The sequence below is a fragment of the Streptomyces sp. NPDC026500 genome (assembly GCF_055567635.1).
Map to the genome: position 1 here is coordinate 129,674 of NZ_JBVHQB010000010.1, position 18,388 is coordinate 148,061.

At 70.2% G+C, this 18,388-nt stretch carries 12 protein-coding genes; 10 read left to right on the top strand and 2 right to left on the bottom strand.

The window, feature by feature from the left end; translation table 11 throughout:
* The first annotated feature begins 917 nt into the window (after positions 1-917).
* Positions 918-1,847 (top strand): hypothetical protein, encoded by a 930-nt coding sequence (locus ACZ4N5_RS20005; protein WP_467758392.1) that lies wholly within the window; start codon positions 918-920, stop codon positions 1,845-1,847.
* An 89-nt stretch (positions 1,848-1,936) separates the two neighbouring features.
* Here the strand turns inward: ACZ4N5_RS20005 and ACZ4N5_RS20010 are convergent, their stop codons facing one another.
* Positions 1,937-3,529 carry a Na+/H+ antiporter gene (locus ACZ4N5_RS20010; protein WP_467758393.1) on the bottom strand — a complete coding sequence of 531 codons (1,593 nt, stop codon included), beginning with the start codon at positions 3,527-3,529 and terminating at the stop codon, positions 1,937-1,939.
* 319 nt (positions 3,530-3,848) lie between these two features.
* Here ACZ4N5_RS20010 and ACZ4N5_RS20015 point away from each other — a divergent pair, with 319 nt between their 5' ends.
* From ACZ4N5_RS20015 to ACZ4N5_RS20025, 3 genes are all read left to right on the top strand, one after another.
* On the top strand, positions 3,849-6,350 hold the full coding sequence (locus ACZ4N5_RS20015) for a sensor histidine kinase (protein ID WP_467758541.1): 2,502 nt from the start codon (positions 3,849-3,851) through the stop codon (positions 6,348-6,350).
* Positions 6,347-7,186: a DUF4118 domain-containing protein gene (locus ACZ4N5_RS20020; protein WP_467758394.1), complete on the top strand. Its 840-nt coding sequence runs from the start codon at positions 6,347-6,349 to the stop codon at positions 7,184-7,186. Before ACZ4N5_RS20015 ends, ACZ4N5_RS20020 begins: the two co-directional genes overlap by 4 nt.
* Before the next feature lie 119 nt (positions 7,187-7,305).
* On the top strand, positions 7,306-9,237 hold the full coding sequence (locus ACZ4N5_RS20025; protein WP_467758395.1) for an NAD-binding protein: 1,932 nt from the start codon (positions 7,306-7,308) through the stop codon (positions 9,235-9,237).
* 13 nt (positions 9,238-9,250) lie between these two features.
* Here the strand turns inward: ACZ4N5_RS20025 and ACZ4N5_RS20030 are convergent, their stop codons facing one another.
* Positions 9,251-9,808 carry a hypothetical protein gene (locus tag ACZ4N5_RS20030; protein ID WP_467758396.1) on the bottom strand — a complete coding sequence of 186 codons (558 nt, stop codon included), beginning with the start codon at positions 9,806-9,808 and terminating at the stop codon, positions 9,251-9,253.
* Positions 9,809-10,201: 393 nt separating this feature from the next.
* On the opposite strand from ACZ4N5_RS20030, the gene kdpF reads away from it, so the two are divergent.
* The 6 genes from kdpF (at position 10,202) to ACZ4N5_RS20060 (ending at position 18,315) form a co-directional block, all read left to right on the top strand.
* Positions 10,202-10,291 carry a K(+)-transporting ATPase subunit F gene (kdpF, locus tag ACZ4N5_RS20035; RefSeq protein WP_033264828.1) on the top strand — a complete coding sequence of 30 codons (90 nt, stop codon included), beginning with the start codon at positions 10,202-10,204 and terminating at the stop codon, positions 10,289-10,291.
* 8 nt (positions 10,292-10,299) lie between these two features.
* Positions 10,300-11,964, top strand: a complete 1,665-nt coding sequence (gene kdpA / locus ACZ4N5_RS20040; RefSeq protein WP_467758397.1) for a potassium-transporting ATPase subunit KdpA — start codon at positions 10,300-10,302, stop codon at positions 11,962-11,964.
* Positions 11,961-14,096, top strand: a complete 2,136-nt coding sequence (gene kdpB, locus ACZ4N5_RS20045; protein ID WP_467758398.1) for a potassium-transporting ATPase subunit KdpB — start codon at positions 11,961-11,963, stop codon at positions 14,094-14,096. The genes kdpA and kdpB overlap by 4 nt, the downstream gene beginning before the upstream one ends.
* A gap of 5 nt (positions 14,097-14,101) precedes the next feature.
* Positions 14,102-14,770, top strand: coding sequence for a potassium-transporting ATPase subunit C (locus tag ACZ4N5_RS20050; RefSeq protein ID WP_467758399.1), 669 nt, complete (start codon positions 14,102-14,104; stop codon positions 14,768-14,770).
* A gap of 124 nt (positions 14,771-14,894) precedes the next feature.
* Positions 14,895-15,578 carry a response regulator gene (locus ACZ4N5_RS20055; protein ID WP_467758400.1) on the top strand — a complete coding sequence of 228 codons (684 nt, stop codon included), beginning with the start codon at positions 14,895-14,897 and terminating at the stop codon, positions 15,576-15,578.
* Positions 15,579-15,690: 112 nt separating this feature from the next.
* Positions 15,691-18,315: a sensor histidine kinase gene (locus ACZ4N5_RS20060; protein ID WP_467758401.1), complete on the top strand. Its 2,625-nt coding sequence runs from the start codon at positions 15,691-15,693 to the stop codon at positions 18,313-18,315.
* The last annotated feature ends 73 nt before the right edge of the window (positions 18,316-18,388 follow it).

Sequence of the window (18,388 nt, forward strand, 5' to 3'; positions counted from 1 at the left end):
CCTCTCCGGCGACCGAGGGAGAATCTAGCCCTGCCGCACCTTCGAACTGTCCTTCCGAGCAAGGAATTTGCGCCTCCCTTACGGCCGACCGGTGGGTGACGTCAAGGCGTCGTCAAAGCCACCTGAGAAAGCGTCAGGACATCGTCAACGAACGACACAGGGGGCCGAGGCCGGTCCCAGACTGAGCGACACCGGGGACACGGGCGATCGTCCGTGGCGTGACGCCGGAGGGCCGAGGCCTCCCCCAGGGTTTCGGCTTCGCTGAACAGGGGGACTCCCATGGCCGTCACTACGCGCAGTCCTGAGGCGGTGGCCGGGACCGGCGCACAGCCCCAGCATGGACCTGTCGCCCGGCCCGGTGGTGGACCCGGCCCGCGGCCTGGAGGGGGGCCGCGGCCGGGTGTCCCGGGTCGTCGTCGCCTTCGTCGCGCGGCCGTGGCCGCGTGGGCCGTTCTGCGCCGCCGCTACTGGACCGCCCTGCCCGCGCGGCTGCGTCTCCTGCGCATGGCCGTGGTCACGCTCGCCATCGCCCTTGCCCTGCTGCTCACGTCGGCCGGGCTCGCCGCCATCAGTACCTGGGACGCCGTCGCGGGACGGGACGCGCCCCGCACCACCAGCGCCGCCGACCTCGACCTCGCCCTGAACGACATGGACGCGCAGGCCGCCAACATCCTTCTTTCCAGCGGCAACGCGGGCCAAGGGCGCCTGGCGACGCCGTACGCGAAGGCGGTCGGCTTCTACGGGGACGCCCGCCGCACGATCGGCCACGATCTGCGTACGCTCGCCGTCGCCGCCCAGGGCGACCACACCGACGAGCACACCGTGGAGTCCCTGACCGACGACTTCGCCGAGTACCAAGAACTCATAGGCCGCGCGCTGGAGAACGACGGCCGCACCGGGGCAAGCCGGCCGCCCTCGTGGACTACCGCAAGGCCACCGACCTGCTGCGGAATCAACTCCTCCCAGACGCGCGGAAGCTGGTGGACTCCAACGACAGCGCGTTCAACACGCGGTACGCACAGGCCCGTTCGGCCCTGGCCGGCCAACTCGTCGTCGCCGTCGTCCTCGGCGTACTGCTCCTCGTCTCCCTCGGTGTCCTCCAGTGGTACCTGGCCCGCCGTTTCCACCGGATCCTCAACCCCGGCGTCCTCGCCGCCACGGTCTGCGCGCTTCTCGCCGTCCTCCTGGGCATCCAGGCGCTGTCGGCCACCGCGGAGCATCTGCGCGGGGCACGGCGTGACGCGTTCGACTCCGTCGTCGCGCTCTCGCGCGCCCGGGCGATCGCCTACGACGCGAACGCCGACGAGAGCCGCTATCTCCTCGACCCCGAGCGCCGGGAGCAGTACGCGCAGACCTTCTTCACCAAGTCGCAGGAGCTGTACGGGCTCAAGGACGCGACTCCCGCCACGTACGACGACGAGCTCGCCACAACGTGGCGGGCATACCGCTCCGACCACGGTGACCTGCGCTTCACCGGCGAGTTCCGGCGCGAACTCGACAACGTCACCTTCGCCGGCGAGCGGACCGCGGCGGAGAAGACGGTCGAGACCTACGCCGTGTACCAGCGCGACGACCGAAAGATCCGCGCCCTGCTCGCACAGGGCAGGGAACGCGAGGCCGTCGCGTTCTGCATGGGCTGGCAGGCGGGCACGTCGAACGCGCACTTCGGGGCGTGGATGACGGCGCTGGACAAGGTCACCGACATCAACCGCCGGCACTTCACCGCCTCGGTCCAGGCAGGCCGCTCCTCAGTGGAAGATCTGCTGCCGGGGGCCCTGGGAGCCTTGGCCTCGGTGGCCGCGCTCACCGCCCTCGGGCTGCGGCCACGGCTCGCCGAGTTCCGCTGAGGTGTTCGGGGCGTTCGGTGCCGTTCGGCGCGGACGTATGGACACGTCCCTGACGGGCCGTCCCGCGATCGACGGCCCGGCGCTCGGCCTCAATCGCTGGGCAGTCCGTGGGCGTCCGCGAGTCGGGCCTCTTCCAGGTCGAGCGAGCGTTGCAGTCGGCGGCGGGTCGTGTCGCTGATGCGGTGCCGGTCGTAGAGGCGCTGGAGTTCGGTCTCCTCGACCGTGATCAGGTCGCGTCGCAGCTGGCGGTAGGTGAGGTCGGCGGATTCCGTCGGAGTGCCGTCGCCGTCGGCCTGCCCGAGGCGATCGCTCGCGTCGTCGAGGCGGGCCGTCAAGCCGCGGCGAAGCCGGTCGAGGACGACATCGGGGACGGCTTCCAGTTCGGATATCTCGTCCAGCCGGCTCAGGCCCGCGTTGGCCAGGCTGCAGCGTGCCGCGGCCTCCTCGCGTTCGGTGTGGTCGGGTTCGAGGGCGATGCCCGAACGGCGGACGACGGGAGCCAGGGTGAAGCCCTGGACGACGAGGGTGACGACCACGACCGAGGTGGTCAGGACGAGGACGAGGGGGCGTTCCGAGAGCGTGGACCCGTCCTCCATGGTCACCGGGATGGACAGGGCGGCTGCCAGGGGGACCACACCGCGGGTGCCGGCCCAGGTCAGGACGACCGGCACCCGCCAGTTCATCCGCTGGATCCCGCCCTTGCGCTGCACCACGGCGGACAGCGGCGCCAGCCACAACAGGCGCATGGCGATGAGCGTGGCGGCGACGGCGAGCGCGTACAGCGGCCAGGCCCGGCTGCCGTCGGACAGGGCCCGCACCTGGGCCGGCAGAGCCAGTCCGATGAGCGAGAACACCACGCTCTCCAGCAGGAAGACCACCGTGCCGTAGACGGCGTGGAGCTGGAGGCGGATGCGGGCGTTGGTGAGGCCGTCGCCCCGTCCGCCCAGGACGACTCCGGCGACCACCACCGAGGTGACACCCGAGGCATGCGCGGCCTCGGCCAGGACGTACGCCGCGTAGGGCGTGACCAGGGCGATCACCGTCTCCAGGACGGGGTCCTCGGTTCGGCGCCGGATCAGCGTCACCACGCCCGCGACCGCGGCGCCGATGACCATGCCGCCGCCCGCCAGCAGCGCGAACTCACTCGCTGCCGCACCCCAGCCGGCCGCCGCCGATGCCACGGCGACGCTCACCGCGACCCGGAAGAGGACGAGGGAGGTCGCGTCGTTGAAGAGGCTCTCGGCCTGCACCAGCACCTGCACCTTGGGCGGCAGCGCCAGCCGTCTGCCGAGCGCGGTCACCGCCACCGGGTCGGTGCTCGCCAGCACGGCTCCCAGCACGAACGCCATCTGCCACGACAGCGGCGTGACCAGGGAAGCGACCGCCCCGACCGCGGCCGCCGAGGCCAGGACCAGGCCCGTCGACAGCACTCCGACCGGTTTCCACACGGCGCGTAGGTCGCGCCAGGGCAGTTCCTCGGCGCTCGCGTACAGAAGGGGCGGCAGGACGACGAGGCCGATGATCTCGGGGCTGATCTGGATCTCCGGGGTGCCCGGCAGCAGGGCGACGGCGAGGCCCGCGATCACGAGCAGGGAGGGTGCGGGGATACGCCAGTGGCGAGCGAAGGTGGCCACGACGGTGGCGAGGACCACGAGAGCCAGAACTGTCCCTACCGCGCGCATGGCATCCCTCTGGTCATGAGGAGGAGACCTTGTGGCTCCCCGCCGACCAGACTTCCCGGCACACCGCTTTCACCCTATCGGGCCAGCACCCGTCAAAGCAGTGTCAACGTCCACGTGACCGGCGCCAAGGATGCGTCAGGGAGCGCGCCGAGAGACACGCACAAGCGGTTCGGTAGGGGAAGCAACCCTTCCCTTCAGGGAATCGATCGCCAGTGAGTGGAGCACGTCGGCTGCGATGAGTGACGTACGGATCGATATGAGCGACGTACGGACCGGCGGGGGCGAGGCACAGCCTCTCGCCGGGGGCGTACCCCCTGATGTGGGCGAGGTACGGCCCGGGCGGCTGAAGGTCTACCTCGGCGCCGCCCCTGGGGTCGGCAAGACCTACCGCATGCTCGACGAAGGGCGACGCCGGGCGGCGCGCGGCGCTGATGTGGTGGTGGGGTTCGTGGAGTGCCACGGGCGCCCCGGCACGGAGAGGATGCTCGACGGCCTGGAGGTCGTCCGGCGTGCGCCCTGCTCCTATCGCGGCGGGGACTTCGAGGGGATGGACCTGGCCGCGGTCCTCGCCCGTCGCCCGCAGGTCGCGCTGGTGGACGAGATCGCCCACAGCAACGTTCCGGGAGGCGGCCGCAATCCCAAGCGGTGGCAGGACATCGAGGAACTGCTCGCCGCCGGGATCGACGTCATCACAGCGCTGAACATCCAGCACCTGGAGTCCCTCAACGACGTCGTCGAGAAGATCACGCGGGTACCGCAGCGCGAGACGGTACCCGACGAGGTCGTACGACGGGCGCAGCAGATCGAGTTCGTCGACATCCCACCGGAGGGACTGCGCCGCCGGATGGCGCACGGGAACATCTACGCACCCGAGAAGATCGACGCCGCTCTCGCCAACTACTTCCGCCCCGGCAACCTGACCGCCCTGCGCCAGCTCGCCCTGCTGTGGGTCGCAGACCGTGTGGACGAGGCGCTCCAGGCGTACCGCTCCGAGCACAACATCGGCGGGGTGTGGGAGACGCGGGAACGGGTGGTCGTGGCCCTCACCGGCGGGCCCGAGGGAGACACCCTCATCCGGCGGGCCGCACGGATCGCGGACAGGTCGGCGGGCGGTGACCTGCTCGCCGTGCACGTGACCCGCAGCGACGGCCTCGCCGCGGGTGCCTCGCACGCCTCCCTGGCCCGGCAACGGCGGCTGATCGAGGATCTCGGCGGCAGCTACCACTCGGTCGTCGGCGACGACGTCGCCACGGCCCTGGTGGACTTCGCCCGCGCCGAGAACGCCACCCAGCTCGTCCTCGGCACCAGCCGCCGCGGCCGCGTCGAACGCTTCGTCACCGGACGCGGCACCGGCGAGACCGCGGTCGAACTCTCCGGCGACATCGACGTCCACACGGTCACCCACGAACGCGCCGGACGCGGCACCCTGCTGCCCTCCCGCCGCCGCACCCTCTCCACCGTACGCAGGATCGCCGGCCCGGTCGCCGGGCTGCTGCTGCCCGTGGCACTCACCCTCCTGCTGAATCCGGACACGGCCCGGGACCGGCTCAACCTCACCAGCGAGGCCCTGCTCTTCCTGCTCACCGTGGTGGGCGTGGCCTGCATAGGCGGGGTCGTGTCGGCGGTGATCGCCTCGGTCACGGCGTCCCTGCTGCTCAACTACTGGTTCATCCCGCCCATCGGCCGGTTCACGCTGAACGACCCGAACGCACTGCTGGCCCTGGCGGTCTTCGCGGTGGTCGCCGCCGTCGTGGCCACGGTCGTGGACCGCTCGCTGCGCCTGTCGCGGCGCTCGGCGCGGGCCACAGCGGAGGCGGAGACGATGTCCTCGCTCGCCGGGAGCATCGTGCGGGGCGGAGCGACGATCCCGGCGCTGGTGGAACGGACCCGCGAGACCTTCGGCATGGACTCCGTGGAGCTGGTGGACGAGCCGCCCGGAGACGACGGCGCGACGGTCGTGCCCGCGGGACCCGGCGCCTTCCTGGTCCTGCGCGGTCGCACGCTTCCGTCGTCGGAGCGGCGCGTCCTCGCCGCGTTCGCCGCGCACGTGGGATCGGCCGTCGAACGGGCCAGGCTCGCCGAGGCCGCCGCCGAGGTCGAACCGGTCAAGGCCGCCGACCGGATGCGCACGGCGCTGCTGCGGGCGGTCGGTCACGACCTTCGTACGCCTCTCGCGGCGGGCTGGGCCGCGGTCTCCTCGCTGCGCAGCCGGGACATCGCCTTCTCCGACGAGGACCGGGACGAACTCCTCGCCACCGCGGACGAGTCCATGGCCAAGCTGAACCGGCTGGTGGAGAACCTCCTCGACCTCAGCCGCCTCCAGGCCGGCGTCCTCACCCTCAATCTGCGTGGCACCACGCTGGAGGAGGTACTGCCGGCCGCGCTGGCGGACACCCCCGAGGTCGAGGTGGCGGACCTGGAGGAGGTCCCGGCCGTGCTGGCCGACCCGCCCTTGCTGGAACGGGTGATCGCCAACCTCGTCGCCAACGCCGCCCGGCACAGTCCGGCGGACCGCAAGGTGCTGCTGACCGCGAGCGCGCACGCGGGCCGCGTGGAAGTGCGTGTCGTCGACCGCGGGCCGGGCCTGCCGACCACCGACCGCGACCGGCTCTTCGAACCCTTCCAGCGACAGGGCGACACCGACAACACCACCAGCCTGGGTCTGGGCCTGGCCCTTTCCCGGGGGCTGACCGAGGCGATGGACGGCACACTCACCGCGGAGGACACTCCCGGCGGCGGTCTGACGATGGTGCTGTCGCTGCCCGTGGCCGAGCGGGCGGAGCACCCCGGTGATCCGCAGAGCGTAGGAGGCAGCGTATGAACACCGAAAGCGGCACACCAGGACTCGTGAGCGCCAGGACACAGGGGCTCGGAGGCGTCGTGACGAGCGCAGGAGGTGACGGCGTGATGACCGGATATCCGATACGGGACCGACTCGCCCTGGTGGCGGGTCTCCTGGGCCCGTTCCTGGTGGCACTCGTCCTCGTGCCCTTCCGAACGGATCTGTCGCGTACCAACGCGGCGCTGATCCTGGTCGTGGTGGTCGTCGCGGTCGCGGCGATCGGCAGCCGTACGGCCGGTGCGGTCGCGGCGCTGTCGGCGGCGGCCTGGTTCGACTTCTTCCTCACCCGTCCCTACCAGACCTTCGACATCACCGCGTCCTCGGACATCGAGACGGCCGTCCTGCTGCTGATCGTCGGCCTGATCGTGTCCCAGCTCGCGGCCCGCGCCCGCCGCCTCGAAGTGATCACCGTGACGGACGCGGGATACCTGGCCCGGATTTATGAGACGGCCGAGCTCGCCCAGTCCGCGAAGTCCTCGGACACCGTGGTCGACCACGTCCGCCGGGAGCTGACCGAACTCCTCGGCCTGCGTGGCTGCCGTTTCGAGTACGGCACCCTGATGGGGCAGCCGCCGCGCCTGGAACAGGACGGCAACGTGGCGGTCGGGCGGCGGCACTGGGATGTCGACGCGAGCGGCTGGCCGGACGGCGAGATCGAGCTGCGTACCCACGGCAACGGCCGCTACCTGGGCCGCTTCATGCTCACCCCCGGCCCGGGCCCCGTACCGCCGCTCCAGGCACGCCTGGTCGCGGTCACCCTCGCCGACCAGACGGGCGCGGCTCTCGACACGGCGGGGCCGGTGAGGGACGGCTGATGGACGCATACGGGACGAGGTGACAGTCGTAGACGAGATGACAGACCTATACGGAACGTTGACGCCGAACGGGTGTCTCCCCGGAACCGGTTGCCTCCGTGCTGCCGTTCTTGACTGATGTGACGTCAACTCTCCATATACGTACGGAACTTGGCCCCCGCTCCCAGCACATGGTGATCTGCGGCGACGACGGGCTCGCGCACCGGCTCGCCGTCGAACTGGACGCCGTGTGCGGCGAGGCCGTGACCGTCGTGCTGCCCTCCCGGCGCGACGAACACGGCTCCGAGATCGCCGCGCTCCACCGGGACCCGCACTCGCCCATCGAGCTGCTGGTGTCGGCGCACCCCGACGAGCAGACCCTGCGGGCCGCGGGCGTACAGCGGGCCGCGGCCCTCGCACTGACCTACGGTGACGACCAGGTCAACATGACCGCGGCGCTCCTGGCCAGGGGCCTCAACCCGTCCGTACGCCTGGTCATCCGCATGTTCAACCGTGAGCGCGGCCGGCACCTGGAGCGCCTCCTCGACCGCGCGGCCGCCGAGGTCACGGGCGGGGGCGACGACGATCCCCGGCCGGACATGTCCACCACGGTGCTGTCCGACGCAGACACCGCCGTGCCCGAACTGGTGGCCGCCGCCACGGTCGGCCACGGCCACACCCTCCAGATCGAGGGCAAGGTCTTCCGCGGCGTCGTACGGGCCGCCGGCACACCACCCCGGCCGACCGATCTGGCCACGCTCGCCGTGCTCTCCGGCGCGCACCAGGACGACCCGGCGAGCGAGGACAGCGCCGAAACACGGGGCGAGGACGGCACGCAGCTGCTGCCGGACACCCGCACCGCCTACCACCGCCAGTTCACGCACGGCCGCCTGATGTTCGAGGAGGTCACCCAGCATCACCACGCACCCGAGCCGACCGCGCGAGAGCGGCGAGCCTCTGTCAGCGGCTGGCTGCGGGCACGGCTCGCGCACCTGCCGTGGCGGGTCTTCCTCTCCCGTGACGTCCTCGCGGTCTTCGGGGCACTGGCCGCGATCGTGCTGGCGCTCACCGCCGCCACGGCGCTGTTCGCCGACGAGCATCCGTGGTGGAAGAACGCCTACCTCCCGCTGCTGGACATCTTCACCATGGGCGATCCCGCCACCAGGGAGGCCGTGGCCCGCCGGGTGCTGCAACTGATCGCGGGCTTCGTCGGGCTCGCCGTACTGCCGCTCGTCGTGGCCGCCACCATGAACGCCACCGAGGCTTTCCGCACTGCCTCCGCCGGCCATCCGCCCGCCGACGACCTCACGGATCACATCGTCGTGGTCGGTCTCGGCAAGATCGGCACCCGGGTGCTCGCCCAGCTGTGCACCACCGATCACGAGGTCGTCGCGGTAGAACGGGACCCACACGCGCGCGGCGTCGCCCTTGCCCGGGAACTCGGCGTTCCCCTGGTGCTGGAGGAGGCCGGAGCACCGGGTGTCCTCGACCGGGCACTCATCCGGCACAGCAAGTCGCTGCTGGTCCTCACCCGGGACGACGGCGAGAACCTCGACATCGTGATGGCCGCACGCGAGATCAACCCGGGCATACGCGTGGTGATGCGGCTGTACGACGACGACTTCGCCGCCACCGTGCAACGCACCCTGCGCGCTTCCTACCCCGACGCGCCCACCCGCAGCCGCAGCGTCTCGGCGCTCGCGGCGCCCTCCTTCGCCGCCGCGATGATGGGCCGCCATGTGCTGGGAGTGATGCCGGTCGAGCGGGGCTCGCTGCTGTTCACGGTCGTCGACGTGGCCGGGCACCCCGAACTCGAGGGACGCTCGGTCCATGAGGCGTTCCGCGAGCACGAGTGGCGGGTCCTGGCCGTCGGTTCCGCCATGGCGCACCCCGCGCCCTCGTCCGGGGACACGCTCGCGGGGATCCGGTTCCGCCGGCCCGGCTTCGACTGGCGTCCGCCCCACGGGCGGGTGCTTCGAGCGGCCGACCGCGTCGTGCTGGCGACGACGCGGCGCGGTCTGGACATCCTCATGACCGGGGTGCAGCCGCATCCGGTGGACAGACGGGGATGAGGGCGGCGCGGGCTCAGCCCAGCCCGGAGACCTTGAACACGGTGAGGGCGGTCTCGCGATCGATCCGCTCCGAGACCTGGCGCAGCGCGGTCGCCCCACAGGCGAGCGATCCGGACGCCGCCGACTTCTGGGCGTCCTCGTCCAGGCGGTGCCACAGTTCGGGGTTGTCCACCAGGATCTGGGGGTTGATCTCGACCCGAACACCGGACGCGTCCCGCAGGAGGAGCCGCTGCGATACGCCGTCCAGACAGCGCACCGACACCAGCAGGTCGGTGCGAACCCGCCGCTTCCGCAGCAGTCCGCGTGAGGCCAGCCAGCCCTCGCCCGCGCTGACCCTGGGCGGGTACAGCACCAGGAACAGGAGCAAGCCGACCCCGGCCCACAGCGCGCCGCGCAGGGGGGTGAGCGTGCCCGCTCCCCAGTCGATCAGCAGGAGAGTGGTGAGCAGTACGGCCGCGCAGCGGATCGAGCTGCGCAGATCCCTTGCCCAGTGGCGGTCGTGCGCCACTTCCGCGGGCGGCTCCGGAGGAGTGCGGACCGCGTCGTGTCGCGCGTCGTAGCGGCGTTCCATACTGCCGAAGGTAGAGGCCAGGGGAGGCCAGAACCGCATGTCTTGACGAGACTCTGATGGGCACCCTGCTCGTTCTTGACGCCAGGGTGTGGCATGGGCCACCGGAAGGGGATTCCCGCACCTCGATGGCGCGGGCCGTCGACGTCTCAGGCGGATGGGGGATCGGTTCCGGCGGATGGATGAGTCGGCCGTAAGAGTTCCGTCAAAGGTGTCCGAGCCTCCGTATGGGAGCCGTCAACGGCGCTCGAATTCGGCCAGAGAGACGGTTTCCTCTAATCGTCCGCTCGATCCGAACCTCTTCTAGGAGCTCACGATGGCCGACCTGGCCTTCGTCGTCACCACGATCGCGGTGTTCGCGCTGGTGGCCCTCGTCGCCAAGGGGGTGACGAAGCTGTGACCGCCGAGAACATTGTCGGCCTGGTCGTGGCCGTCGCCCTGCTGGGCTATCTCGTCCTCGCCCTCGTCTTCCCGGAGAGGTTCTGAACCTCGATATGAGTCCCGTTCTCGCCGGCGTGCTTCAGCTGCTGGCTCTCATAGCGGCACTGGCACTCGCCTACCGTCCCCTGGGCGACTACATGGCCCGGGTCTACTCCTCCGACAAGCACCTGCGCGTGGAGAAGTGGATCTACAAGGGCATCGGCGCCGACCCGAATGCGCAGATGCGCTGGCCCGCGTACCTGCGGGGTGTGCTGGCCTTCTCCGCCGTCAGTGTCCTGTTCCTCTATCTCCTGCAGCGCGTGCAGGGTCATCTGCCCGGCTCGCTGGGCTTCACGGCGATCGACCCGGACCAGGCGTTCAACACCGCCGCGTCGTTCGTGACGAACACCAACTGGCAGTCGTACTACGGCGAGCAGGCCATGGGCCACGTCGTGCAGACCGCCGGTCTGGCGGTGCAGAACTTCGTCTCCGCGGCCGTCGGCATGGCGGTGGCCGTGGCGCTGGTGCGTGGCTTCGCCCGCTCGCGGACCGGTGAGCTGGGCAACTTCTGGTCCGACCTGGTGCGTGGCACGGTCCGTATCCTGCTGCCGCTGTCGGTGGTCGCGGCGGTCGTGCTGGTGGCCTGTGGTGCGATCCAGAACTTTGCCGGGATCCACTCGGTGGGCCAGTTCTTCGGTGGCTCGCAGCAGTGGAACGGTGGCGCGGTGGCCTCGCAGGAGGCGATCAAGGAGGTGGGCACGAATGGTGGCGGTTACTTCAACGCCAACTCTGCGCATCCCTTCGAGAACCCGACGCCGTTCTCGAACCTGTTCGAGATCTTCCTGCTGCTGGTGATCCCGTTCGCGCTGACCCGCACCTTCGGTGTCATGGTCGGCTCGGTCCGCCAGGGTTACGCGATCCTCGCCACGATGGTGACCATCTGGATCGGTTTCGCGGCGCTGATGATGGCGACCGAGTTCCACCACCACGGTCCCGCGTTCGACATCGCGGGCGGGGCGATGGAGGGCAAGGAGACCCGGTTCGGTGTGGGGGCCTCGTCGATCTTCGCGGTGTCCACGACGCTGACCTCGACGGGTGCGGTGGACTCCTTCCACTCCTCGTTCACCGGACTCGGCGGCGGTATCACCATGCTGGGCATGCAGCTGGGTGAGATCGCGCCCGGTGGTACGGGCTCCGGTCTCTACGGCATGCTGATCATGGCGATCATCGCCGTGTTCATCGCCGGCCTGATGGTCGGCCGCACCCCCGAGTACCTGGGCAAGAAGATCGGCACCCGCGAGATCAAGTTCGCGGCCTGCTACATCCTGATCACCCCGGCACTGGTGCTCGTCTTCACCGCCGCGGCGATGGCGCTGCCCACCCCGGGCCACTCGATGACCAACTCCGGGGCGCACGGATTCTCCGAGATCCTCTACGCCTACACCTCGGGCGCCAACAACAACGGCTCGGCCTTCGCCGGTCTGAACGCGGACACGCAGTGGTTCAACAGCACGATCGGGCTGGTCATGCTGCTGGGCCGGTTCCTGCCGATGGTGTTCGTGCTGGCGCTGGCGGGTTCGCTGGCGGAGCAGAAGCCGGTGCCGGCGACCGCGGGCACTTTGCGCACGGAGAAGCCGCTGTTCACAGGTCTGCTGGTGGGCGCGGTCCTGATCATCACCGGTCTGACCTACTTCCCGGCCCTGGCGCTGGGTCCGCTGGCCGAGGGGCTGGCGTCATGACCACACGCATAGACAACCAAGAGGACGCTGTGTCCACGACTACTCCCACTCGGGCGCCGCACAGCGATGTGCCGACCGGCCACAAGGACGAAGGAAAGGTCGGCGCGGGCCTGTTCGACCCCAAGCAGCTGCTCAGGTCGCTGCCGGACGCCGTCCGCAAGCTCGACCCGCGGGTGATGGTCAAGTCGCCCGTCATGTTCGTCGTCCTCGTCGGCTCGGTGCTGACGACGGTCTTCTCCTTCAAGGACCCGGGCGACTGGTTCGGCTGGGCGATCAGCGCCTGGCTGTGGCTCACCGTGATCTTCGCCAACCTGGCGGAGGCGGTGGCCGAAGGCCGCGGCAAGGCCCAGGCGGACACCCTCAGGAAGGCCAAGACCGACACCGTCGCGCGCCGCCTCTCGGTGGACGGCCGCTCCGAGGAGCAGGTGCCCGGCACCGAGCTGCGCGTCGGCGACCTGGTGGTCTGCGAGGCGGGCGACATCATTCCCGGCGACGGTGACGTCGTCGAGGGTGTCGCCTCGGTCGACGAGTCGGCCATCACCGGCGAGTCGGCCCCGGTCATCCGGGAGTCCGGCGGCGACCGGTCCGCGGTCACGGGCGGCACGAAGGTCCTCTCCGACCGGATCGTCATCAAGATCACGACGAAGCCCGGCGAGACGTTCATCGACCGGATGATCGCCCTGGTCGAGGGCGCGGCCCGGCAGAAGACGCCCAACGAGATCGCGCTGAACATCCTCCTCGCCTCGCTCACGATCGTGTTCCTGCTGGCGGTGGCCACGCTGCCGCCGTTCGCCGACTACGCGGGCACGCACCTGACGATGGTCGTCCTGGTGGCCCTGCTGGTCTGCCTGATCCCGACCACCATCGGCGCCCTGCTCTCCGCGATCGGCATCGCGGGCATGGACCGCCTGGTGCAGCGCAATGTCCTGGCGATGTCGGGCCGGGCGGTCGAGGCCGCCGGTGACGTCTCCACCCTGCTGCTGGACAAGACCGGCACCATCACGCTGGGCAACCGGCAGGCGTCGGAGTTCGTGCCGGTGACGGGGACGACCGAGGCCGAGGTCGCCGACGCCGCCCAGCTCTCCTCGCTGGCCGACGAGACACCCGAGGGCCGTTCCATCGTGGTCCTGGCGAAGGAGAAGTACGGGCTGCGCGAGCGGCACCAGGGCGAACTGGCGGGCGCGGAGTGGATCGCCTTCACCGCCCAGACCCGGATGTCGGGTGTGGACGTGGACGGGCGGAAGATCCGCAAGGGCGCGGCCGGTTCGGTCATCACCTGGGTCAAGGAGCAGGGCGGCACCGTATCGACGGACGCCGACACCCTGGCCAACCGCATCTCCGAGGCCGGCGGCACCCCGCTGCTCGTGGCCGTCGAGGACGCGCGCGGTGCCCGGATCCTGGGCGTCATCCACCTCAAGGACGTCGTCAAGGACGGCATGCGGGAGCGGTTCGACGAGCTGCGCCGCATGGGCATCAAGACCATCATGATCACGGGTGACAACCCGCTGACCGCGAAGGCGATCGCCGAGGAGGCGGGTGTCGACGACTTCCTCGCGGAGGCGACTCCCGAGGACAAGATGGCGCTCATCAAGCGGGAGCAGGCGGGCGGCAAGCTCGTCGCGATGACCGGCGACGGCACCAACGACGCCCCGGCGCTGGCCCAGGCCGACGTGGGCGTGGCCATGAACACCGGCACCTCGGCCGCCAAGGAGGCCGGGAACATGGTGGACCTGGACTCCAACCCCACCAAGCTCATCGAGATCGTGGAGATCGGCAAGCAACTGCTGATCACCCGGGGCGCGTTGACGACGTTCTCCATCGCCAACGACGTCGCCAAGTACTTCGCGATCATCCCGGCGCTGTTCGCCGCGGTCTATCCGGGCCTGGACAAGCTCAACATCATGCACCTGTCCTCGCCCGACTCCGCGATCCTCTCGGCCGTCATCTTCAACGCGCTGATCATCATCGCGCTGGTGCCGCTCGCCCTGAAGGGCGTGCAGTACCGGCCGGTCAGCGCCGACAAGCTGCTGCGGCGCAACCTCGGGATCTACGGCCTCGGCGGCCTGGTCGCCCCGTTCGTCGGCATCAAGATCATCGACCTGCTCATCTCCCTCATCCCCGGAATCGGCTGATCCCCATGAACAACTCGGTAAGCAACACGGCCCGGTTGCTCTGGGCCGGCCTGCGCGCCCTGCTCGTCCTGACAGTTGTGTGCGGGGTGCTGTATCCGCTCGCCGTCACCGGTGTCGCCCAGGGGATCTTCCCCGGCAGGGCGAACGGCTCGGAGATCAAGGCGGACGGCAAGGTGGTCGGCTCCTCGCTCATCGGGCAGGCCTACAACCTGCCGCTGAAGAAGGGCCAGGAGACCCCGGAGCCCGACCTGAAGTGGTTCCAGGGCCGCCCGCAGAACGGCCTCGGCACCAACAGCGTCAACACCCAGTACAAGCTGATCCTGTCCGGCGCCACGAACCGTTCCGGTGACAACGCCGACCTGATCAAGTGGGTCAAGGACGCCAAGGCCGCCGTCATCAAGGACAACTCGGTCCCCGGCTACACGGTCAAGCCCGCGGACGTGCCCGCCGACGCGGTGACCTCGTCCGGCTCGGGCCTGGACCCGGACATCTCCCCGGACTACGCGGACATCCAGGTGCACCGGATCGCGGATAAGAACGGCCTGCCCGTCGCTCAGGTGCAGAAGCTGGTCGACGAGCACACCGACGGACGGACCCTCGGCTTCATCGGCGAACCCCGCGTCAACGTCCTCGAACTCAACATCGCACTCAAGGAACTCGTGGCGAAGAGCTGATGGCCTTACGCGCACCGCGCGGGAGTTGGCGACCGGGGAGGACACCCCGGCTCGTCGACTCCCGCGCTCACGAAGCCGGTTCCACAGGTTCCGGCCCTCCGACCCACAGGGAAGGCGTACACCGATGACCCGGGTACTGGTGGTGGAGGACGACCCTCAGCTCGTCCGGGCCCTCGTGATCAACCTGCGGGCCCGCAAGTACGGAGTGGACGCGGCCCCCGACGGCACCACCGCCCTGCGCATCGCCGCCGCCCGGCAGCCCGACGTCGTGCTGCTCGACCTCGGGCTGCCCGACATGGACGGCACGGATGTCATCAAAGCCCTGCGCGGCTGGACCCGCGTACCGATCGTGGTGCTGTCCGCGCGCCGGGCCTCCGACGAGAAGGTCGCCGCGCTCGACGCAGGCGCCGACGACTACATCACCAAGCCGTTCAGCATGGACGAACTGCTGGCCCGGTTGCGGGCCGCCGTCCGCCGCACCGAGGACATTCCCCTGGCCCCCGAGACGACATTCGTCACGACGGACGCTTTCACGCTCGACCTGCTCGCCAAGAAGGCGACCCGCGACGGGCACGACGTACGTCTCACACCGACCGAGTGGCATCTGATGGAGATCCTGGTCTGCAACCCCGGCCGGCTCATCACGCAGAAGCAGCTGCTTCAGGAGGTGTGGGGGGCCAGCCAGAGCGACAAGACCAACTACCTGCGGGTCTACATGGCCCAACTCCGCCGCAAGCTGGAGGCGGACCCCGCCCACCCCCGTTACCTCATCACCGAACCCGGCATGGGTTACCGCTTCGAACGCTGAGTCCCTGGCTGAGATCCCGACCGGATTCCCGACAGGATTTCCCAACCGGATCTCTTTCGAGACCACCCCTGGCACCTTACGGCCCCGCCCGTAGAGACGAAGAGACGAGAAGATGGCACGCGGCAAACTTCGGATCTACCTCGGTGCGGCACCGGGGGTCGGCAAGACGTACGCGATGCTCTCCGAGGCGCACCGCCGGGTCGAGCGGGGTACCGACTGCGTGGTCGCGTTCGTGGAACACCACCACCGGCCGCGCACCGAGGTGATGCTGCACGGGCTGGAGCAGGTCCCGCGCAAGGAACTGGAGTACCGCGGCACCGTTTTCACGGAGATGGACGTGGACGCGGTGCTGGCCCGGCGCCCCCAGGTGGCCCTGGTCGACGAACTGCCCCACACGAACATCCCCGGTTCTCGCAACACCAAGCGATGGCAGGACGTCGAGGAACTCCTCGCCGCGGGCATCGACGTCGTCTCCACCGTCAACATCCAGCACCTGGAATCGCTGGGCGACGTCGTCGAGTCCATCACCGGCATCCGGCAGCAGGAGACGGTCCCGGACGAAGTCGTACGCCGGGCGGACCAGATCGAGTTGGTCGACATGTCGCCGCCCGCGCTGCGCCGCCGGATGGCGCACGGCAACATCTACAAGCCAGACAAGGTCGACGCCGCCCTGTCCAACTACTTCCGTCCGGGCAACCTCACGGCCCTGCGCGAGCTCGCGCTGCTGTGGGTCGCCGACCGGGTCGACGAATACCTGACCGAGTACCGCAGCGAACACCGGGTCTCCAAGATCTGGGGCTCCCGGGAGCGGATCGTCGTGGGACTCACCGGCGGCCCCGAAGGCCGCACGCTGATCCGACGGGCCGTACGCCTCGCCGAAAAGGGTGCCGGCGGTGAGGTACTGGCCGTCTACATAGCCCGTAGCGACGGACTCACCAATGCCTCGCCGAAGGAACTGGCGGTCCAGCGCACCCTCGTGGAGGACCTCGGCGGCACCTTCCACCACGTCATCGGCGACGACGTCCCGACCGGGCTCCTCGACTTCGCGCGCGGGGTCAACGCCACGCAGATCGTGCTCGGGGTGTCCCGCCGCAAGGGATGGCAGTACGTGTTCGGGCCGGGCGTCGGCGCGACGGTGGCCCGCGACTCGGGTCCCGACCTGGACGTCCACCTGATCACCCACGACGAGGCGGGCAAGGGACGCGGACTGCCCGTGGCCCGGAGCACCCGGCTCGGCCGGTCCCGCGTCATCTGGGGCTGGCTCGTCGGTGTGACCGGCCCGGCGCTCCTCACCCTGCTGCTCACCGGCGTTACACCCGAAGTCGGCCTCGCCAACGACATGCTGCTGTTCCTTGCTCTGACGGTGGCCGCGGCCCTGCTGGGCGGCCTCTACCCGGCGCTGGCCTCGGCCGTGGTGGGCTCCCTGCTGCTGAACTGGTACTTCACCCCGCCCGTCCACACCCTGACGATCGCCGATCCCGACAACATCGTCGCCATCGCGATCTTCGTCGGTGTCGCCGTGTCGGTCGCCTCGGTCGTCGACCTGGCGGCCCGGCGCACGCACCAGGCGGCCCGGCTGCGCGCCGAATCGGAGATTCTCTCCTTCCTGGCGGGCAGCGTGCTGCGCGGCGAGACCAGCCTGGAGGCCCTGCTGGAGCGGGTCCGGGAGACCTTCGCCATGGAGTCGGTCGCGCTCCTGGAGCGGGAGAGCGACGTGGCCCCCTGGACCTGCGCCGGCAGTGTGGGCCCGCGCCCGCGTGTCGAACGGCCGGAGGACGCGGACGTCGACGTGCCGGTCGGCGACCGTATGGCGCTGGCCCTGTCGGGGCGGGTTCTGCCGGCCGAGGACAGGCGGGTGCTGGCCGCCTTCGCCGCCCAGGCCGCGGTGGTCCTGGACCGGCAGCGGCTGCAGTCCCAGGCCGACCAGTCCCGCACACTGGCCGAGGGCAACCGCATCCGCACCGCGCTGCTCGCCGCCGTCAGCCACGACCTGCGCACCCCGCTGGCCGCGATCAAGGCAGCCGTTACCTCCCTCAGGTCCGACGACGTGGCCTGGTCGGAGGAGGACCGGGCCGAGCTGCTCGAGGGTATCGAGCAGGGCGCGGACCGACTCGACAATCTGGTGGGCAACCTGCTCGACATGTCCCGCCTCCAGACCGGCACGGTCACCCCGCTGATCCGGGAGATCGACCTCGACGAGGTCGTCCCGATGGCGCTCGGCGGGGTCCCCGAGGACAGCGTGGACCTGGAGATCCCGGAGACCCTGCCGATGGTCGCCGTCGACCCCGGCCTGCTGGAACGCTCGGTCGCCAACCTCGTGGAGAACGCGGTCAAATACAGCCCCTCCGGCGAGCGGGTCCTGGTCTCAGCCAGCGCCATGGCAGACCGGGTGGAGGTGCGCGTGGTGGACCGGGGCCCCGGCGTCCCGGACGAGGCCAAGGACCGCATCTTCGAGCCGTTCCAGCGCTACGGAGACGCACCCCGTGGCGCCGGGGTCGGGCTCGGCCTCGCGGTCGCCCGCGGCTTCGCCGAGGCGATGGGCGGCACCCTCACCGCCGAGGACACTCCCGGCGGTGGACTCACCATGGTGCTCACCGTCCCGGCCGCGTCCGATCCCCTGTCGGTCCGTCCCGACCTTCCGGCGACCGCCACCCCCGAGCCGGCTCTGACTCGGCCGGACGGCCCGCACGGTGCCGACCCCACATCCGGCAAGGAGGCTTCCCCGGCAAAGCCATGAAGCATTCCCTGACGAGGTGCGAAGCCTTGGCGCGTCCTTGACGCTCCTCGCCCTGGTGGCGTGGTCACACTGA

What these genes read in the sequence shown, in the direction of transcription:
- ACZ4N5_RS20010 (WP_467758393.1), bottom strand. Translation starts at nt 3,529, where the DNA reads ATGCGCGCGGTAGGGACAGTTCTGGCTCTCGTGGTCCTCGCCACCGTC.
- ACZ4N5_RS20020 (WP_467758394.1), top strand. Translation starts at nt 6,347, where the DNA reads ATGAACACCGAAAGCGGCACACCAGGACTCGTGAGCGCCAGGACACAG.
- ACZ4N5_RS20030 (WP_467758396.1), bottom strand. Translation starts at nt 9,808, where the DNA reads ATGGAACGCCGCTACGACGCGCGACACGACGCGGTCCGCACTCCTCCG.
- kdpA (WP_467758397.1), top strand. Translation starts at nt 10,300, where the DNA reads ATGAGTCCCGTTCTCGCCGGCGTGCTTCAGCTGCTGGCTCTCATAGCG.
- kdpB (WP_467758398.1), top strand. Translation starts at nt 11,961, where the DNA reads ATGACCACACGCATAGACAACCAAGAGGACGCTGTGTCCACGACTACT.
- ACZ4N5_RS20050 (WP_467758399.1), top strand. Translation starts at nt 14,102, where the DNA reads ATGAACAACTCGGTAAGCAACACGGCCCGGTTGCTCTGGGCCGGCCTG.
- ACZ4N5_RS20055 (WP_467758400.1), top strand. Translation starts at nt 14,895, where the DNA reads ATGACCCGGGTACTGGTGGTGGAGGACGACCCTCAGCTCGTCCGGGCC.
- ACZ4N5_RS20060 (WP_467758401.1), top strand. Translation starts at nt 15,691, where the DNA reads ATGGCACGCGGCAAACTTCGGATCTACCTCGGTGCGGCACCGGGGGTC.